Origin of the sequence: Pseudoalteromonas issachenkonii, assembly GCF_002310795.1 — a bacterium.
In the GTDB taxonomy this organism is placed as follows: domain Bacteria; phylum Pseudomonadota; class Gammaproteobacteria; order Enterobacterales; family Alteromonadaceae; genus Pseudoalteromonas; species Pseudoalteromonas tetraodonis.
Map to the genome: position 1 here is coordinate 3256146 of NZ_CP011030.1, position 16069 is coordinate 3272214.

Sequence of the window (16069 nt, forward strand, 5' to 3'; positions counted from 1 at the left end):
ATTGTTCAACCCACTGTGGCAATCATGTTATAAAACGGGTACTTTTTTATTTGTACTCAAGGTAATTATGAAAATCAAACCTCTTTTTTTAAGCCTCGCTATGGCCGGTATGTGCTCGCAAGCAATGGCTAGCGCTATTGATCAAAATTCCTACGCCAACCTTGATGATGTTATCACTACGCATTTAAACCTTGATTTAGACATCGACTTTGCCGACAAGCAATTAGAAGGTTTTGTTGAGCATACGCTACAATGGCAAAACGCGAAAAGCACAAAGCTAGTACTTGATACCCGCGATCTTGATATTGATAAAGTGATGTATCAAACAGCCAATGGCAATTGGCATAAAGCCAGTTTTAACCTTGCTAATCGCGACGATGTTAAAGGCTCAAAACTAACCATTACATTTAAAAGCCAAGCTGAAAAAGTCCGTATTTACTACAACAGTCGCCCAGAAGCGTCGGGCTTACAGTGGTTAACGCCAGAGCAAACAGCCAGTAAAACGCACCCGTTTATGTATAGTCAATCGCAAGCGATACATGCACGTAGTTGGATCCCTGTGCAAGATACACCGGCAATGCGTGTGACTTATTCTGCACGTATTCATACCCCTGAAGATGTGCGTGCGGTAATGAGTGCCGATAATAAAGATGCCCTTTATAAAGACGGTGATTACCACTTCAATATGCCACAAGCAATTTCGCCTTACTTAATTGCGATTGGTGCTGGTAACTTAGAATTTAAAGCGATGTCTAAACAAACCGGTATTTTTGCTGAACCGACTATTTTGGATGCCTCAGTTGCTGAATTTAATGACACCCAAGCGATGATCGACAAAACCAATGCGATGTATGGTGAATATGCTTGGGGTCGCTATGACTTACTTATGCTACCGCCTAGCTTCCCATTTGGTGGCATGGAAAACCCGCGTCTATCATTTATTACCCCAACCGTTGTTGCTGGCGATAAAAGCCTCGTTAACCTGATTGCACATGAGCTTGCTCACTCTTGGTCTGGTAACCTAGTAACCAATGCCACATGGGAAGACTTATGGTTAAACGAAGGATTTACCTCTTACGTTGAAAACCGCATTATGGAAGAAGTATTTGGTCGCGACCGTGCAGTAATGGAGCAAGCGCTTGATGCTGCTGGTCTGCGTGCGCAACTTAAAACCATTGATGCACCAGACACTCGCCTTAATTTAAAACTTAATGGCCGCGATCCGGATGATGCGTTTAGCTCAGTGCCTTACACAAAGGGTCAGCTATTTTTAATCTACCTAGAAGAAAAATATGGCCGTGATAAGTTTGATGACTTTGTTAAAACTTACTTTAATGAATTTGCGTTTAAATCGCTAACCACTGCGCAATTTGTGACTTACATCAAAGCTAACTTAATTGAAAAGTACCCTGGTGTAGTGAGCATGGATAAAGTGAACGAGTGGATTTTTGAGCCTGGTTTACCAAGTGATGCACCTAACCCTACCTCTGATGCGTTCGATAAAGTAGATGCTGCAACACAAGCATGGTTAAAGGGGGATACAACTGCCGCACAATTACCTACTGCAAATTGGACAGTGCATGAGTGGCTGCACTTTTTAAATAACCTACCGCGCGATTTAAGCATTGAAAAAATGACTGAATTAGACGGCGAGTTTAACTTAACCCAATCAACTAACGCAGAACGCGCATTTGCATGGTACATGCTAGCAGTGGGTAACGGTTACCAACCGATTTACCCTGCGCTTGATAAACACTTATCGGGTATTGGTCGTCGTAAGCTAATAGTGCCACTTTACAAAGCACTTATTACACATGGTAAAAAAGACTGGGCACAAAGCGTGTACTTAAAAGCACGTCCGGGTTATCACCCACTTGCACAAGGTACCATTGACGCGTTATTTGAATAAATAATAGCGTTACCAATAAACTAAAAAGGGCCAATTTGGCCCTTTTTTAATGCTTAATTATTTTGTTACTTTATCTAAAAAAGCCTGCCTTTCAGCGAGCGTTGCTTGTTGCCACCAAAAGTCGAGCATATTTGCCGCACTTGGCATGCCTTTTCCATTAATTGGCGTAATCGGTTTAATGGGACGACTCGGTTTTTGCGGGCCCGCTGGGGTTGCTGTTGTTTGCTGGTTAAACTGTGCGCTTTGAACTTGTCGTTCGGCAATAATATTTAATGGCTTAGCTAAGGTGCTGCCTTTTGCTTTTAAACTCACTTGCGGTGCCTCAGCAAATACTTTTGCCGCTACCGCATTTTCAGCACGATTAAATACTAAGGTGTAATCTTTACCCGCTTCAATGGTTACATTCACCCAAAAAGGTTCTGATTCAATCACTTCATGATCGTCATAACCTAAGTCATATAAATCTGTGTATTTAAGTTTTAGCTGATAAGTACCCGGTGCTAATTCAACATCATCAACACGACTAAAAAGCGAACTTTCAATTATTCGTTCACCCACTTGCAAAGGAACAAATTCCTCAGGAAAGTGAATATTTTCTGCCAAACTCGATGCACTCACTAAGAGCGCCGCTACACTGCCTAATAATATTGATTTACGCATAATTACTCCTTTAGTTGATTTCAGTTTGACACTGCTAGCAAAATTTGTCATTAGTGACACATATATTAATCAAATAAATTAGAGTCATCATTATGAGCCAAGAGACTATTTTTACTAAAATTATTAATCGCGAAATTCCAGCAGATATTATTTACGAAGACGATGACACGCTAGCGTTTAAAGACATTAATCCTCAAGCGCCATTTCATGTATTAATTATTCCCAAGCAACCAATTGCCACTATAAATGATATAAATAATGAAAACTCACATTTAGTTGGTAATTTATACACGGTCGCCGCAAAACTGGCCAAGCAACACAACTTTAGCGATGACGGCTACCGCGTTGTGATGAACTGTAATGAACATGGTGGCCAAACTGTGTATCACATACATTTACATATGCTCGCAGGTAAAGAAATGGGCTGGCCTCCATACCAAGAAACTAAAAAAACGGCGCTATAGTGCTTAGTTAAATCTTAGATTAGTTTAAAAAAATCAAAAATACGGCGTTTTTCTTACTACACGAAAAAAAACAATTACTTATTTGCAACATTTTATGTTTAAATAATCGGAAATCGCACCTTTTCTCCAGTGAAATAATGATTTTCTAATACAAAAGGTGTGTAGGGATTGTGGTAAAATTAATTAGCCAGCTTTATAAAAGAGTAAAAAAACATGAGCAGTTCAGCCTTTTTGTTGTTAGATGAAGAACCAATTAACACTATTGGTATTAACGTTTTAGAGCCATTGTTAAAAACGCAAGGCCTTGACGTAACTACGGGTACAAATATTTTAGATGTTCCGGTAGGTACTCGCTTATTGTTCATTGAAACATCAAGTAAAGACGCATGGACAAAGCTAAAAGAGCAACTCGTTAATTTACGCATCAAGTGCGATATTGTGTTGTTCAATTTAGATGAAAACCCAGAGCTTGCTAATCGCGCATTACTTAGCGGTATTCGTGGTGTATTTTACACCACAGATAACGCCGATGTACTCATGAAAGGGATTCGTTTATTACTCGAAGATCAGCTTTGGTATCGTCGTGACATTATGTGTAATGCGCTTAACCGCATGCTGCAATTTAATAAAGATGCGCTGCATAAGCTAACTGATGGTGATATTGAACCAATAAAGCTAACGAAGCGTGAAAAAGCAATTATCTCGTTAATGAGTAATGGTTCTAAAAATAAAGAAATTGCTGAAGAGTTAAGTATTAGCCCGCATACAGTTAAAACTCATTTATACAGTGCATTTAGAAAAACTAAATGTCGTAACCGTATTGAATTACTTTCTTGGGCACAACAAAACATTCCTGACGAAATTCGTTAACGTTTGTTTGAATAAATACCATACAGGCACTTTAAGTGCCTGTTTTTATATCTTCTTTAAAAAACGCTGTTGGGGTCTTAATGCTCGACTCATTTACGCTTTATTTTGCCAGTATCGCCGTTATGACAGTGATGACGCTACTGAACTTTTTAACCTGGCGTACCAATAAGCATGTTCCCGGCACGTTACTTTATATTTTCTATCCTTTACTGCTATTAACTGCCATTGTTAGTTTTGCACTAATAGGCAAAATTCCTGATCAGATTGCCATTACCCTTGCTAATAACATGATGTTTTTAGCTTCTATTGTGCATTGTTTGTCACTGAGTCAATTTTTAAATTATCATGGTCGTGGCCTTAAGTTTGTTTGCCTATTTACAGCGCTCAGCGCTTTGCTGCTTGTTTATTTCACATTTTTACAGCCCTCAATGCGCTCACGGGTATATATTTCTGATCTGCAGCATATTGTAGAGGCCACTTTTTTATTATTTATATTTATAAAATATGCGCGAAAACCCTACCCTAACGCCAGTATTGTTTACATAATTATTTTAACTTTAGTTGCAGCCAGTTTTATTACCCGAAGCCTATTTATGGACGACATTGCACAACAGGATGCCATTTTAAATTCATGGTTTAACTCACTGTTATTTTTAAATAGTGTTATTGCCCCCATGTTCTATGCTGCAGGTATGGCGTTGTTATGTAATGAGCGCAGGGAATTACGACTTAATAAACTCACTGAAAAAGCTCATAAAGATTTAGAAATTCGCGGACTGTTTTTATCCACCATTAGCCATGAAATACGCACACCACTAAACGGCATATTAGGCAGTGCACAACTGGTATTAAATCAAACCAGCGACAGCCGTAACAAAGCCTATTGTGAGGCCATTATCAACTCAGCTGAGTCACTCAACTTACTGGTAGATAAAGTGCTGGAATATGCAAGCTTAGATCAGCACGACGAAGCCCTGTACGAAGAAGACATAGAGTTTAAAACGTGGCTGCAAAACTTATGTTTGCTGTTAAGCCCTCTGGCCGAACAAAAACAACTTAAATTTGAGCTCGCCTGTAATATCCCCGACAAAGCCTGTTACTACTGCGACCAACAAAAACTCAGACAAATTATTATTAACCTTGTAGGTAATGCGATTAAATTTACCGATACGGGTATGGTAAAAGTACAAATAGACTTAATTAATGAAACCCAGCTAGATCATACCCTTAAAGTAAGCGTACTCGATTCAGGTCCCGGTATTGAAAAAGATGAAATTAATTATTTAACTGAGCCCTACATTCAAAGCAGTGCCGGTAAAGAAAAAGGCGGAACAGGTCTAGGACTAGCTATAACCAGTCGCCTTCTCGATAAAATTAATAGCCAGCTAGAAATTACCAGTGAGCTGGGAGTAGGCAGTGTCTTTAGCTTTAACATGACGTTAGCTATTGGTGAGCTTAGCCTTGTAGAGCAACGCCACCAAAGTAAGGATTATTTAACTGGGCTTGATGTGTTACTTGTTGAAGATTTAGATTTAAACCAAAAAATAGCTGTTGAATTTATGGCTGACGACGAGCATAAAATTAAGCTCGCTAAAGATGGCAAAAGTGCGATTGAATTGATGAAAAAGTATCACTTTGATGTGGTGCTACTTGATATGAACTTACCTGATTTAACAGGGCAACAAGTGCTAAAAACACTCAAGCGAGTGGAGCATAAAAATCAGCGAACGCCGGTGCTGGCCTTTACTGCCAGTTTGAGCCCTGATGAAATAAAAGAATACTTAGCATTAGGTATTAAAGACATTGTTGGCAAGCCATTAAAGCAAGAGAAACTACGCCAAGCATTGAGTGATTCACAGTCAACACAAACAGCTAATATTGCCGTCGAGCTGATTGATACGTTATACGATGAAACCGCAACAGACACCCTGACAAGCTCTTTTAGTATTGATGAAGTATCTTCTATTTATAATGAATTTATTCTTTCTGCTCGTAATAAGCTGAGCCGTTGCCAAGCTTTATTAGAGCAAGACCCCGAGCAATGCATTAAGTTATTACATCGCCAAGCCAGCACCGCTATGCAACTTGGTTTTAATAGCTATGGACTAGCTCTAAAAAAAATTGAGCGACGCTTACTAGATAAAAAACCATTAAATAACTCGTTAAATGAAGCCAGCACACTGTGGCAACACAGTTTAGAGGCGTATTTAAAGTATGTACGGCAAGGACTAGGGTAAAAACGGGCTACGGGCTACGGGCTACGGGCTACGGGCTACGGGCTACGGGCTACGGGCTACGGGCTACGGGCTACGGGCTACGGGCTACGGGCTACGGGCTACGGGCTACGGGCTACGGGCTACGGGCTACGGGCTACGGGCTACGGGCTACGGGCTACGGGCTACGGGCTACGGGCTACGGGCTACGGGCTACGGGCTACGGGCTACGGGCTACGGGCTACGGGCTACGGGCTACGGGCTACGGGCTACGGGCTACGGGCTACGGGCTACGGGCTACGGGCTACGGGCTACGGGCTACGGGCTACGGGCTACGGGCTACGGGCTACGGGCTACGGGCTACGGGCTACGGGCTACGGGCTACGGGCTACGGGCTACGGGCTACGGGCTACGGGCTACGGGCTACGGGCTACGGGCTACGGGCTACGGGCTACGGGCTACGGGCTACGGGCTACGGGCTACGGGCTACGGGCTACGGGCTACGGGCTACGGGCTACGGGCTACGGGCTACGGGCTACGGGCTACGGGCTACGGGCTACGGGCTACCAAGTTTTACTGCAGTGACAAATAATCAAGCATTTTCACTATTTATACTGTTATTTTCTGCCGTATATATCGTCAAATCGCTCTATATCGCTTTCATCTAAAATGGCACCCGTTTGCACTTCAATAACAACTAAGGGCTCGGGCTGATTATTCGCTAAACTGTGCAGCTGTTTTGCAGCAATATAACAAGACTGGTCATGGGTCAGCGTTAAGCTTTGCTGGTCAATACATATATCTGCAGTGCCTGATACTACCACCCAATGCTCAGCGCGATGCTGATGACGCTGCGTTGAGAGCCTAGCCCCACTATTAACGGTTATTTTTTTTACTTTAAAACCGATACTTTCTACCAGCGTACGATAATTTCCCCAAGGGCGGTAAACCACCTGATGGTGTGTCAGTTTGTTATTATGTGTTGTTGTCAATTGCTTGAGTAATAACGGGAGGGCATCAAGCGCATTTTGATCAGCAATTAAAGTGGCGTCGTGGGTATGAATAACCGCTAAATCGCTTACCCCTAACGTCGCTATTGTGTGTCCATCTTCGCTAATAACTAAGTTGTTACTACTGTTTTGGGCGATATGTTCTTGGTGTGGGCTATTACCCTGTGGATCTTTTTTACTCAACGCTGCGAGTGCAGAAAAACTACCCACATCGCTCCAATTTAATGCAACGGGCATTACCACCACATTATTACTACGCTCTAAAATAGCATAATCAATCGAGTCACTTGGGCAAGATTCAAGTGCATGAGTATTTGCTCTTGTAAACGCTAAGTCTTGTTTAAAATCAGTGGCACTAGCAACACTTTTAGCTATTTTTGGCGCAAAGCGTTCCAGCTCTTTTAGATATGCAGCGGGAGTAAATAAAAACATTCCACTGTTCCAACTATAACCGCCCTCAGTTAAATAGGTTGATGCAGTTGCTAAATCAGGTTTTTCTTTAAACTGGTCTACCTCAAAGCAAGCAGTACCTATAATTGCTGTGCCCTGTTTGATATAGCCATAACCGGTATGCGGCTCTGTTGGCGTAATTGAAAATGTAACTAATTTACCTTGCTCAGCCAGTGTCACCGCATCAGATAACTGAGCAGTTAATGGCGTAAAATCTTCAATATAATGATCGGCAGGCATCACCAACAAAGGACCTGTAATATTATTTTTTAATGCATAGTGCGCGGCAAGGGCAATGGCTGGTGCGGTATTTTTGCCTTCTGGCTCAAGTACTATGGCATGGGGCTTTGCAAATGCTGCCTGCTGCGCGGCAATAAATCGATGCTGCTCATTACAGACCAAAATAGCGGGATTAAAGTCCTCAGTTGCAACACGCACTAACGTGCTTTGCAATAACGACTGCTGGTTTTTATTATCAAGCAAAGATAAAAACTGCTTTGGCATTGCTTGGCGCGACAGCGGCCAAAGCCGTGTGCCAATGCCGCCAGCTAAAATTACCGGTGTCGGTGTAATAAGGGTTGTATTCATAAAGCCGCCAATAAAAATATCAGCGGCTATTTTAGCACTTTATCGGCTGGGCGCTAATTTATACCAATGTAAAAGCATCAGCATCTAAATGTGCCGGAAATTTAGCTCTAAACTCATAAAGCGGCGCTTTATTTAACATGATTGTTAGTAGTGCTTGCTGGTCGTCATTCGCTTTAATCAGTGGCTCACCTTTAAAGTCATACACTGCAGTTCCACCACTGTGAGCAATACCATTGCCATCTTCACCAACCCGGTTTACGCCAACCACGTAGCATAGGTTTTCCATTGCTCGTGCCATTAATAAAGTGTCCCATACATTGCGCCTTGCTGCTGGCCAATTGGCAATATTTATCATCACGTCGTAGTCATTGTTATTGCGCTGAAACACCGGAAACCGTAAGTCGTAGCATACTTGTGGCAATATTTTAAACCCATTGAGTTCAAACACTTCACGCGTTTGTCCTGCCACTACAAACTCGCCTTCGTTACCTAAACAAAATAAGTGCCGTTTATCGTAATAGCTCACTTCTCCATTTGGTTGTACCCAGTAAAACCGATTCGCTTTTTTACTTCCTTGGGTTACCAATACCGAGCCTGCAATTACCGCATTATAGTGCTTCGCCTGTGCCTTGAGCCAACTCAGTACTGAGCCATTTTCAGCTTCGCCACAGTCAAGGTTAACCGCAAATCCAGTGGCAAAGGTTTCAGGAAGTACAATTAAATCAGGTTGATTGGTGATATTAGCAAGCTGTTTTTCAAACATAGCTAAATTGGCTTTTTTATCGAGCCAATGCAGCGAGCTTTGTAATAATGCGAAGGTTAAAGTTGACATAAAATATGTGCCGCCTCTATTAAGGTTTGATCATTTTTAGCAAAACATAAACGAATAACTTTATCATTGCTTGGTTGCTGATAAAACACGCTCAGTGGAATGGCTGCAACGCCTGCTTGTTCTGCTAACCATTGGCAAAATTCTACGTCATTTAAATCCGATACATCACTGTAATCAAGCAGTAAAAAGTAGGTGCCTTCACTTGGTAAAATGCTAAAGCGGCTATCTTGTAGAGCATTACTGAGCACATCGCGTTTTTGTTGATAAAACTCACTTAGCGCATCCACATGCTCACCTTGCTGTTCTAACATATCGGCGAGTGCATGTTGCGCAGGCGTGAAGCTTGAAAAAGTCACATATTGGTGAATTTTACGAAACTCGACCGCAAGTGTAGCGGGTGCGATGCAGTAACCCATTTTCCAACCAGTGCTATGAAAAGTCTTGCCAAAGCTTGAGATCACAAAGCTGCGAGCAAACAATTCCTCATCTCGTAACACACTTAAATGTGGTTGCTTATCAAAAGTAATATGCTCGTATACTTCATCACTTATCAGGTATAAATCATGCTCGATGACTAAGGCTTTTAGGGCATTAATATCGTGCTGTTTTAACGTTTTACCACTTGGGTTATGTGGAGTGTTGATAATAATAGCCCGCGTTTTGCTATTAATAGCCGCAGCCACCGTTTGCCAGTCAATTACATAACTCGGAGCATGCAGAGCAATATTAACTGACTTACCACCGGCCAATTCAATCGCTGGCTGGTAAGAGTCATAAGCAGGGTCAAATACAATGACTTCATCACCTTCGCGCACTAGCGCTTGAATGGCAACAAACAGCGCCTCGGTTGCCCCTGAGGTTACCGTTACTTGCTGCGCGGCATCTATTTCAACCGCATATTTTCGTTTTGCTAACTGGGCAATTTGTTGCTGCAGGCGCGGTACACCAGATGAAGGTGAATATTGATTAACTCCTTCAAGCACATAATGATTAAGCTGTTTTTTAAGTAGCTCAGGCGCATCAAACTCAGGAAAACCCTGCGATAAATTAATCGCTTCGAATTGATTTGCTAAAGCAGTCATTTGACTAAAAATACTGGTGCCTAAATTTGGCAATTTACTTTCAAACACTGGTTACCCTTAATGATGGTTTTACGCCCAAAGCGATGCTATCATTGCTTAAAACAGAAGTATAGCCGTCTAAAACAAATAGCTTTATGCTCATTAGTGAGGAATGTATGCAAAACAATACCGCTATTTCAGAACTTATTGAAGCCGGAAAATGGGTCAGTCAAAAAGGTTGGGTACCCGCAACAGGTGGAAACTTTTCAGCTCGCACCAGTACGGGCTTTGTAGTCACAGCCAGTGGCCACGACAAAGGCGCGTTAATGCCTGAGCATTTTCTACAATTAAATCATTTAGGTGAGCGTGTTGCAGGGGCAATAAAACCCTCAGCCGAAACACAACTGCATTTGAGCTTGTATCAACTTATTCCTGACGCGCAATATGTTTTGCATACTCACTCGGTAGCGGCAACTGTACTTTCAAATATTATTCAACGCCATCAGCTTGAACTAACCGGCTACGAGATGCAAAAAGCGCTCAGCGGTATTACATCGCACTTAGAATCACTGGCCATCCCTATTTTCGATAACGATCAAGATATAGACCGTTTAAGCCTACTTGTGAGCGACCATCACTTACACTCACCAATTAAGCATGCCGTATTGATCAGAGGTCATGGTTTATATGCTGTTGGCCGTAACATTGATGAAGTTCGCCGCCATTTAGAGGCATTAGAGTTTTTATTTAGTTGCGAGCTAGAACGCTTAAAAATAACAGGAACCGCACTATGATCAAAGCATTGCTAACTGATATTGAAGGCACTATTACGCGTATTTCGTTTGTAAAAGATGTGCTATTTCCTTATGCCGCACAACAACTGCCTGCATTTGTGCGCAGTCACACAGAACAGCCTGAAGTAGCAGAACAAATTAGCGCTGTAAAAGCTGAAATTAACGAGCCTAATGCCGATATCGACACCGTTATTAGCACTTTACTTACTTGGATTGAAGAAGATAAAAAAATAACGCCACTTAAGCAATTACAAGGTTTAATTTGGCAAACAGGCTATGAAAACGGTGATTTTACTGGTCACTTATACCCAGATGCTTATCAATTTTTACAACAACAAAAGCAAGCTGGCCAACAGTTATACGTTTATTCGTCGGGCTCTGTGAAAGCACAGCATTTAATTTTTCAGTATTCTGACTTTGGCGATATTCGCCCACTATTTAGTGATTACTTTGACACCAAAGTAGGCGCCAAACAAGCGCCAAGCGCCTATGAAAACATAATAACGCAATTGCCTTTTAACCCAGACGAAGTATTGTTTTTAAGTGATGTAGTTGCAGAGCTTGATGCTGCAAAAACCGCTGGGCTTAAAACCTTACATTTAATTCGCGATGGGCAAGAAAGCTCATCAAAGCACAGCTACATTAACGATTTTAGCCAATTTAAAGCGGAGCATTTAGCATGAGCCAACTCACTATTTTTGCAGATTCTGACGCCACTAATGCACTGCTGACCAGTAGCGACGTTCAAAATATTGCCGCTGAACTTGCTAAGGTTAATGTGCGTTTTGAGCAATGGCAGGCAAATACCGAGATCACTGAAAGCACCAGTAATAATGATATTTTAACTGCCTACAGCGGCGATATTGAACGCTTAAAACAGCAAGGCGGCTATCAAACTGTTGACGTTATATCACTAGCTAAAGGCAACCCTGATGCTTCAGAATTGCGCAAAAAATTTTTATTTGAACACACTCACAGCGAAGACGAAGTACGCTTTTTTGTAAAAGGCCAAGGGTTATTTTGCTTACACATTGGCAGTAAAGTGTACCAAGTACTTTGCCAACAAGGCGATTTGATCTCAGTACCTGAACTGACACCTCATTGGTTTGATATGGGTAGCGACCCAGAATTTACCGCTATTCGTCTATTTAACAATACACAAGGTTGGGTAGCACAAAGCACGGAATCACCGATTTCAAAGCAATTTCCATTATTACCGTAATTTAATCATTCAAAACCCTGGTCCACACTAATAAACATAACGTGGACCAAACGCATCGCAAAATTACTTCAGCTTTGTGAGCACGCCATTTTCTACCTGACTTTGGTTATAAACACCGGTATCTAACACCCACCCAGTAACCAACTTTGCGGGTGTTACGTCAAATGCGGGGTTATATACATTAGCATTAGTGGGAGCCCACAATGCCTCGCCAAAACTACCACTAACACCACGCACTTCTTGTGGATTACGTTGCTCTATTTCTATATCACTACCTTGGGCAGTATTTAGATCAAGCGTAGTAACCGGTGCTACCACATAAAATGGAATATTATGAAAATGCGCAAGCACCGCTAAATTATAAGTACCGACTTTATTGGCAAAGTCGCCATTAGCAGCAATACGATCAGCCCCTACAACAATTTTATCTACCTTACCTGCAGCCATTAAACTGGCCGCCATGTTATCGCAAATTAGCGTGTAAGGTATTTGCCAACGCTCCAATTCAAACGCAGTTAAACGCCCACCTTGCAGTAAGGGGCGCGTTTCATCCACCCACACATGGACATTGCCATGGACTTGTTGTGCTTTATAAATAACACCCAATGCAGTACCTATGCCCGCAGTGGCTAAAGCGCCGGTATTACAGTGAGTTAATATATTGTCGCCGCTATTTATTAGCTCGGCACCACGTGTTGCCATACGCTCACATAGCTCAATGTCTTCAATAAATAACTGCTCAGCCGTTGCAACAATACTGGCAACATAATCAGTTTGTTTAAGCGCTTGGCGCAACGCCGCCATACAATGCATTAAGTTAACCGCTGTTGGGCGAGTGGCTTCTAGCTCATTTATGGCGGTTGCAAGCGCGTCTCTAGTCATACCTTGCTCAGCTAAATAAGCAATTAATAAACTGGCCCCTAAGCCTATAAGTGGCGCACCACGCACTTTTAAGCTGATGATCAGCTCTTTCATGGTCTCTACAGTGTGGCATTCATGCCACACTTGTTGATGAGGAAGCAAATATTGATCAAGTACGCTCAGCGTACTATTTTCATATTTTAAACTGCTTGCGATTAAATTTTGCATAAGGCTCAAAAGATTAGAAGTGCGTAGGGTTATTTTACACCACTTTGAAGAACTCTCAAGTTAGACTTGTAGACATCTAAACATTTAAAGGTATAGAATGCTTAAATGCATCTTTATTGAGAATAAAACCATGACTAACTATGTTGCTTTTAATGCACAGCACGCTATTAATTACATCAATTCGTTAATTGAATCTAATCAATACGACTTTTTTAAGCCGGGGCAAGCGCTTACCGCTTATGAGTTTGGTGACGGTAATCTCAACTTAGTATTTAGAATTACGGATGAGCAAAACAACAGTATTATATTAAAGCAAGCTTTACCGTATGCGCGTTGTGTAGGTGAGTCGTGGCCATTAACACTTGATAGAGCACGCATAGAGGCAGAAGTTTTACTTAATCATGGGGCTATTTGCCCTGCGCATACGGTTACTGTTTTACATTACAATAAAGACTTAGCTCTGACCATTTTAGAAGATTTAGGTGATTTGCAAATTTTGCGAACAGCGCAAAATAATGCTGAACAATTTCCAAACCTTTCTCACCACGTAGCTGTGTATTTAAGCCAAACGGGCTTTTATAACTCTGACTTTTATTTATTAGCGCAAGATAAAAAAGCACGTATTAGCCAATTTACTAACCCTGAATTGTGCCAAATTACTGAAGATTTATTTTTTAGCGATCCGTACACAGAGCATGAACGCAACAACTATCCGGCACAATTACAAACTGAAGTTGAGGCTATTCGTAAAAACGGGGCATTAAAACTTGAAGTAGCAAAGCTAAAAGCTAACTTTTTATCGAACCCACAAACCTTGTTGCATGGCGATATGCACAGCGGAAGTATTTTTGTTAATCAAACTACCACTAAAATGATCGACCCTGAGTTTGGCTTTTTTGGCCCTATTGGCTTTGATATTGGATCTTTTATCGGTAACTTACTACTAAATTACTGTGCTCAGCACGGTCGCATTGACGACTTTGTAGCACGTCGTAATTATCAAACCCATTTATTAAGTACATTGGTTGAATGCTACGCCACATTTGAACAACAGTGGTTTGAGCTCATAAATAAGCAAACAACTGATGAAACACTTAAAGCTTCAGGCTACGCAGAGTATTTTATGAAACATGTTTTACAAGATGCTATTGGCTACTGTGGCATAGAGCTAATTAGACGCACTATAGGCCTTGCTAATGTAATTGATATAGAAGGCATTACCGATGAGGCCGCACGGTTAAACGTACAAAAACAAACATTAGCACTGGGTGAGCAATTGATTTTAAATGCCCACACTTGCGATACTAAAGACGCGTTTTTCAGCTTGCTAATAAGCCATTTAAATTAGGGTCTGTTTGACCCTAAACTAAGTCTTTATTTTATTAAAAAAGGCGCTTTAAGCGCCTTTAAGCTATATTTAATGATAGTGCTCGTACATTTTATCTAGCGGCTCAGAAAGACCGCTCTCTTGCACTATACGCACATGTTTGCGCTTTAATTCGCGGGCACTGGTAACGCCACAAGAATGTGCAATAAGCCCCGCACCGTAATGAATGTATTTATTATAATTTGCGACCCGCTGCGCTTTATCTTCAACATTCAAGCCCCGTTGTAAACGTTCATTATGCGTAGTAATTCCTGTGGGGCAGGTATCTTTATTACATTGCATAGCCTGAATGCAGCCTAGTGCAAACATATGTCCACGTGCAGACACAACAAAGTCGGCACCCAGTGCTAATGCCCACGCAACTTTTGAGGGCACAATTAATTTGCCAGAGACAATAATTTTAACTCGCTCTCTAAGGCCATGCTTTTTTAGTAACTGAATAACTAAAGGAAGACTTTCTTTTAGCGGTAACCCCACCGAATCGAGTAAAGACTGAGGCGCAGCGCCGGTACCACCATCAGCACTATCTATGGTAATGAAGTCGGGTGCAGACTCAATACCACGATGATTTATCTCGGCAAATAAACTTTCTAACCAAGCATGTTCACCAATTACCGCTTTAAAGCCTGTCGGTTTACCGGTTGTACTTCTTATCGTGGTGAGCATGTCTAGAATATCGTTTGGATTTTTTATTTCTGGGTGCCCATTTGGACTAATTGAATCCTGCCCCTCAGGTATGCCTCTTATTTTAGCAATTTCAGCATTCACTTTTCGCCCAGGTAACATACCGCCTTTACCTGGCTTGGCGCCTTGGCTCATTTTCAGCTCAAACATTTTAACTGCAGGGTGTGCAGCAACTGCTTTTAGTTTTTCTGTGCTTAAATTTCCCTGCTCGTCGCGTACACCATATTTAGCCGTACCAATTTGAAACACGATATCGGCACCACCTTCTAAGTGATACGGACTAAGTCCGCCTTCCCCCGTGTTCATCCAACAACCGGCTAATTTTGCCCCCTTTGAGAGTGCACGTACAGCAGGACTGGATAACGCGCCAAAGCTCATGCCCGATATATTAAATAACGAATTTGTGGTGTAAGGAAATTTACAATAAGGCCCAAGCGTTACGTTGCTAGGCGCTAGGGCTTCTTCATCTAAGGTAGGAAATGCGCAGTTCATAAACATTACGGTGCCTGTCGTTTCTAAGCTTTGGGTTGAACCAAAAGCAGCCGTATGATCAACATCTTTAGCAGCCCGATATACCCAACTGCGTTCGGCGCGATTAAAGGGCATTTCTTCACGGTCGAGAGCAAAGAAATACTGACGAAAAAACTCACCTTGGCGTTCAAAAAAGTACCGAAAACGTCCAATTACTGGATAATTACGCCTAATAGCATGCTTTGTTTGGGTAACATCTCGAACATAAAAAATAGCAATTAATATAACCAGCAATCCCAATACAACAATAAATAAGCTGGCAAACACATCGATACTGAACATTATAAATTGACTCATTACTTATC

Annotated in this window: 14 protein-coding genes; 8 read left to right on the plus strand and 6 right to left on the minus strand. The window is 41.7% G+C overall.

Going from position 1 to position 16069, the window contains the following annotated elements:
* Positions 1–67 precede the first annotated feature (67 nt).
* Positions 68–1909 (plus strand): M1 family metallopeptidase, encoded by a 1842-nt coding sequence (locus tag PISS_RS15170; RefSeq protein WP_058155358.1) that lies wholly within the window; start codon positions 68–70, stop codon positions 1907–1909.
* Between the two features lie 57 nt (positions 1910–1966).
* Here PISS_RS15170 and PISS_RS15175 read toward each other — a convergent pair whose 3' ends face one another.
* Positions 1967–2569, minus strand: coding sequence for a DUF2057 domain-containing protein (locus PISS_RS15175; protein ID WP_013466184.1), 603 nt, complete (start codon positions 2567–2569; stop codon positions 1967–1969).
* Positions 2570–2661: 92 nt separating this feature from the next.
* Between PISS_RS15175 and PISS_RS15180 the strand changes: the two genes are divergently transcribed.
* The 3 genes from PISS_RS15180 (at position 2662) to PISS_RS15190 (ending at position 6140) form a co-directional block, all read left to right on the plus strand.
* Positions 2662–3033 carry a histidine triad nucleotide-binding protein gene (locus PISS_RS15180; protein WP_013466185.1) on the plus strand — a complete coding sequence of 124 codons (372 nt, stop codon included), beginning with the start codon at positions 2662–2664 and terminating at the stop codon, positions 3031–3033.
* Positions 3034–3246: 213 nt separating this feature from the next.
* Positions 3247–3903, plus strand: a complete 657-nt coding sequence (locus PISS_RS15185) for a helix-turn-helix transcriptional regulator (RefSeq protein ID WP_008108518.1) — start codon at positions 3247–3249, stop codon at positions 3901–3903.
* An 80-nt stretch (positions 3904–3983) separates the two neighbouring features.
* A complete protein-coding gene (locus tag PISS_RS15190; RefSeq protein ID WP_058155541.1) occupies positions 3984–6140 on the plus strand; it encodes a response regulator in 2157 nt (718 codons plus the stop codon).
* A gap of 593 nt (positions 6141–6733) precedes the next feature.
* Here the strand turns inward: PISS_RS15190 and PISS_RS15200 are convergent.
* From PISS_RS15200 to PISS_RS15210, 3 genes are read right to left on the minus strand one after another with little or no spacing between them, the layout of a single operon-like run.
* Complete coding sequence (locus PISS_RS15200) at positions 6734–8164, minus strand: mannose-1-phosphate guanylyltransferase/mannose-6-phosphate isomerase (protein ID WP_058155359.1); 1431 nt, start codon at positions 8162–8164, stop codon at positions 6734–6736.
* Positions 8165–8222: 58 nt separating this feature from the next.
* Positions 8223–8996 carry an amidohydrolase gene (locus PISS_RS15205; RefSeq protein WP_058155360.1) on the minus strand — a complete coding sequence of 258 codons (774 nt, stop codon included), beginning with the start codon at positions 8994–8996 and terminating at the stop codon, positions 8223–8225.
* Complete coding sequence (locus PISS_RS15210; RefSeq protein WP_013466189.1) at positions 8984–10126, minus strand: methionine aminotransferase; 1143 nt, start codon at positions 10124–10126, stop codon at positions 8984–8986. Before PISS_RS15210 ends, PISS_RS15205 begins: the two co-directional genes overlap by 13 nt.
* Before the next feature lie 107 nt (positions 10127–10233).
* On the opposite strand from PISS_RS15210, the gene PISS_RS15215 reads away from it, so the two are divergent.
* From PISS_RS15215 to PISS_RS15225, 3 genes are read left to right on the plus strand one after another with little or no spacing between them, the layout of a single operon-like run.
* A complete protein-coding gene (locus PISS_RS15215; protein ID WP_013466190.1) occupies positions 10234–10851 on the plus strand; it encodes a methylthioribulose 1-phosphate dehydratase in 618 nt (205 codons plus the stop codon).
* Positions 10848–11534 carry an acireductone synthase gene (gene mtnC, locus PISS_RS15220; RefSeq protein WP_033103525.1) on the plus strand — a complete coding sequence of 229 codons (687 nt, stop codon included), beginning with the start codon at positions 10848–10850 and terminating at the stop codon, positions 11532–11534. Before PISS_RS15215 ends, mtnC begins: the two co-directional genes overlap by 4 nt.
* Positions 11531–12073, plus strand: coding sequence for a 1,2-dihydroxy-3-keto-5-methylthiopentene dioxygenase (locus PISS_RS15225; protein WP_058155361.1), 543 nt, complete (start codon positions 11531–11533; stop codon positions 12071–12073). The genes mtnC and PISS_RS15225 overlap by 4 nt, the downstream gene beginning before the upstream one ends.
* 63 nt (positions 12074–12136) lie before the next feature.
* Here the strand turns inward: PISS_RS15225 and mtnA are convergent, their stop codons facing one another.
* Positions 12137–13162 (minus strand): S-methyl-5-thioribose-1-phosphate isomerase, encoded by a 1026-nt coding sequence (gene mtnA, locus PISS_RS15230; RefSeq protein WP_058155362.1) that lies wholly within the window; start codon positions 13160–13162, stop codon positions 12137–12139.
* Between the two features lie 130 nt (positions 13163–13292).
* Between mtnA and mtnK the strand changes: the two genes are divergently transcribed.
* Complete coding sequence (mtnK, locus tag PISS_RS15235) at positions 13293–14510, plus strand: S-methyl-5-thioribose kinase (RefSeq protein ID WP_024602242.1); 1218 nt, start codon at positions 13293–13295, stop codon at positions 14508–14510.
* A gap of 69 nt (positions 14511–14579) precedes the next feature.
* Here the strand turns inward: mtnK and PISS_RS15240 are convergent, their stop codons facing one another.
* Entirely contained in the window at positions 14580–16061 is a 1482-nt protein-coding gene (locus PISS_RS15240; protein ID WP_058155363.1) for an FMN-binding glutamate synthase family protein, read from the minus strand.
* Positions 16062–16069: the final 8 nt, after the last annotated feature.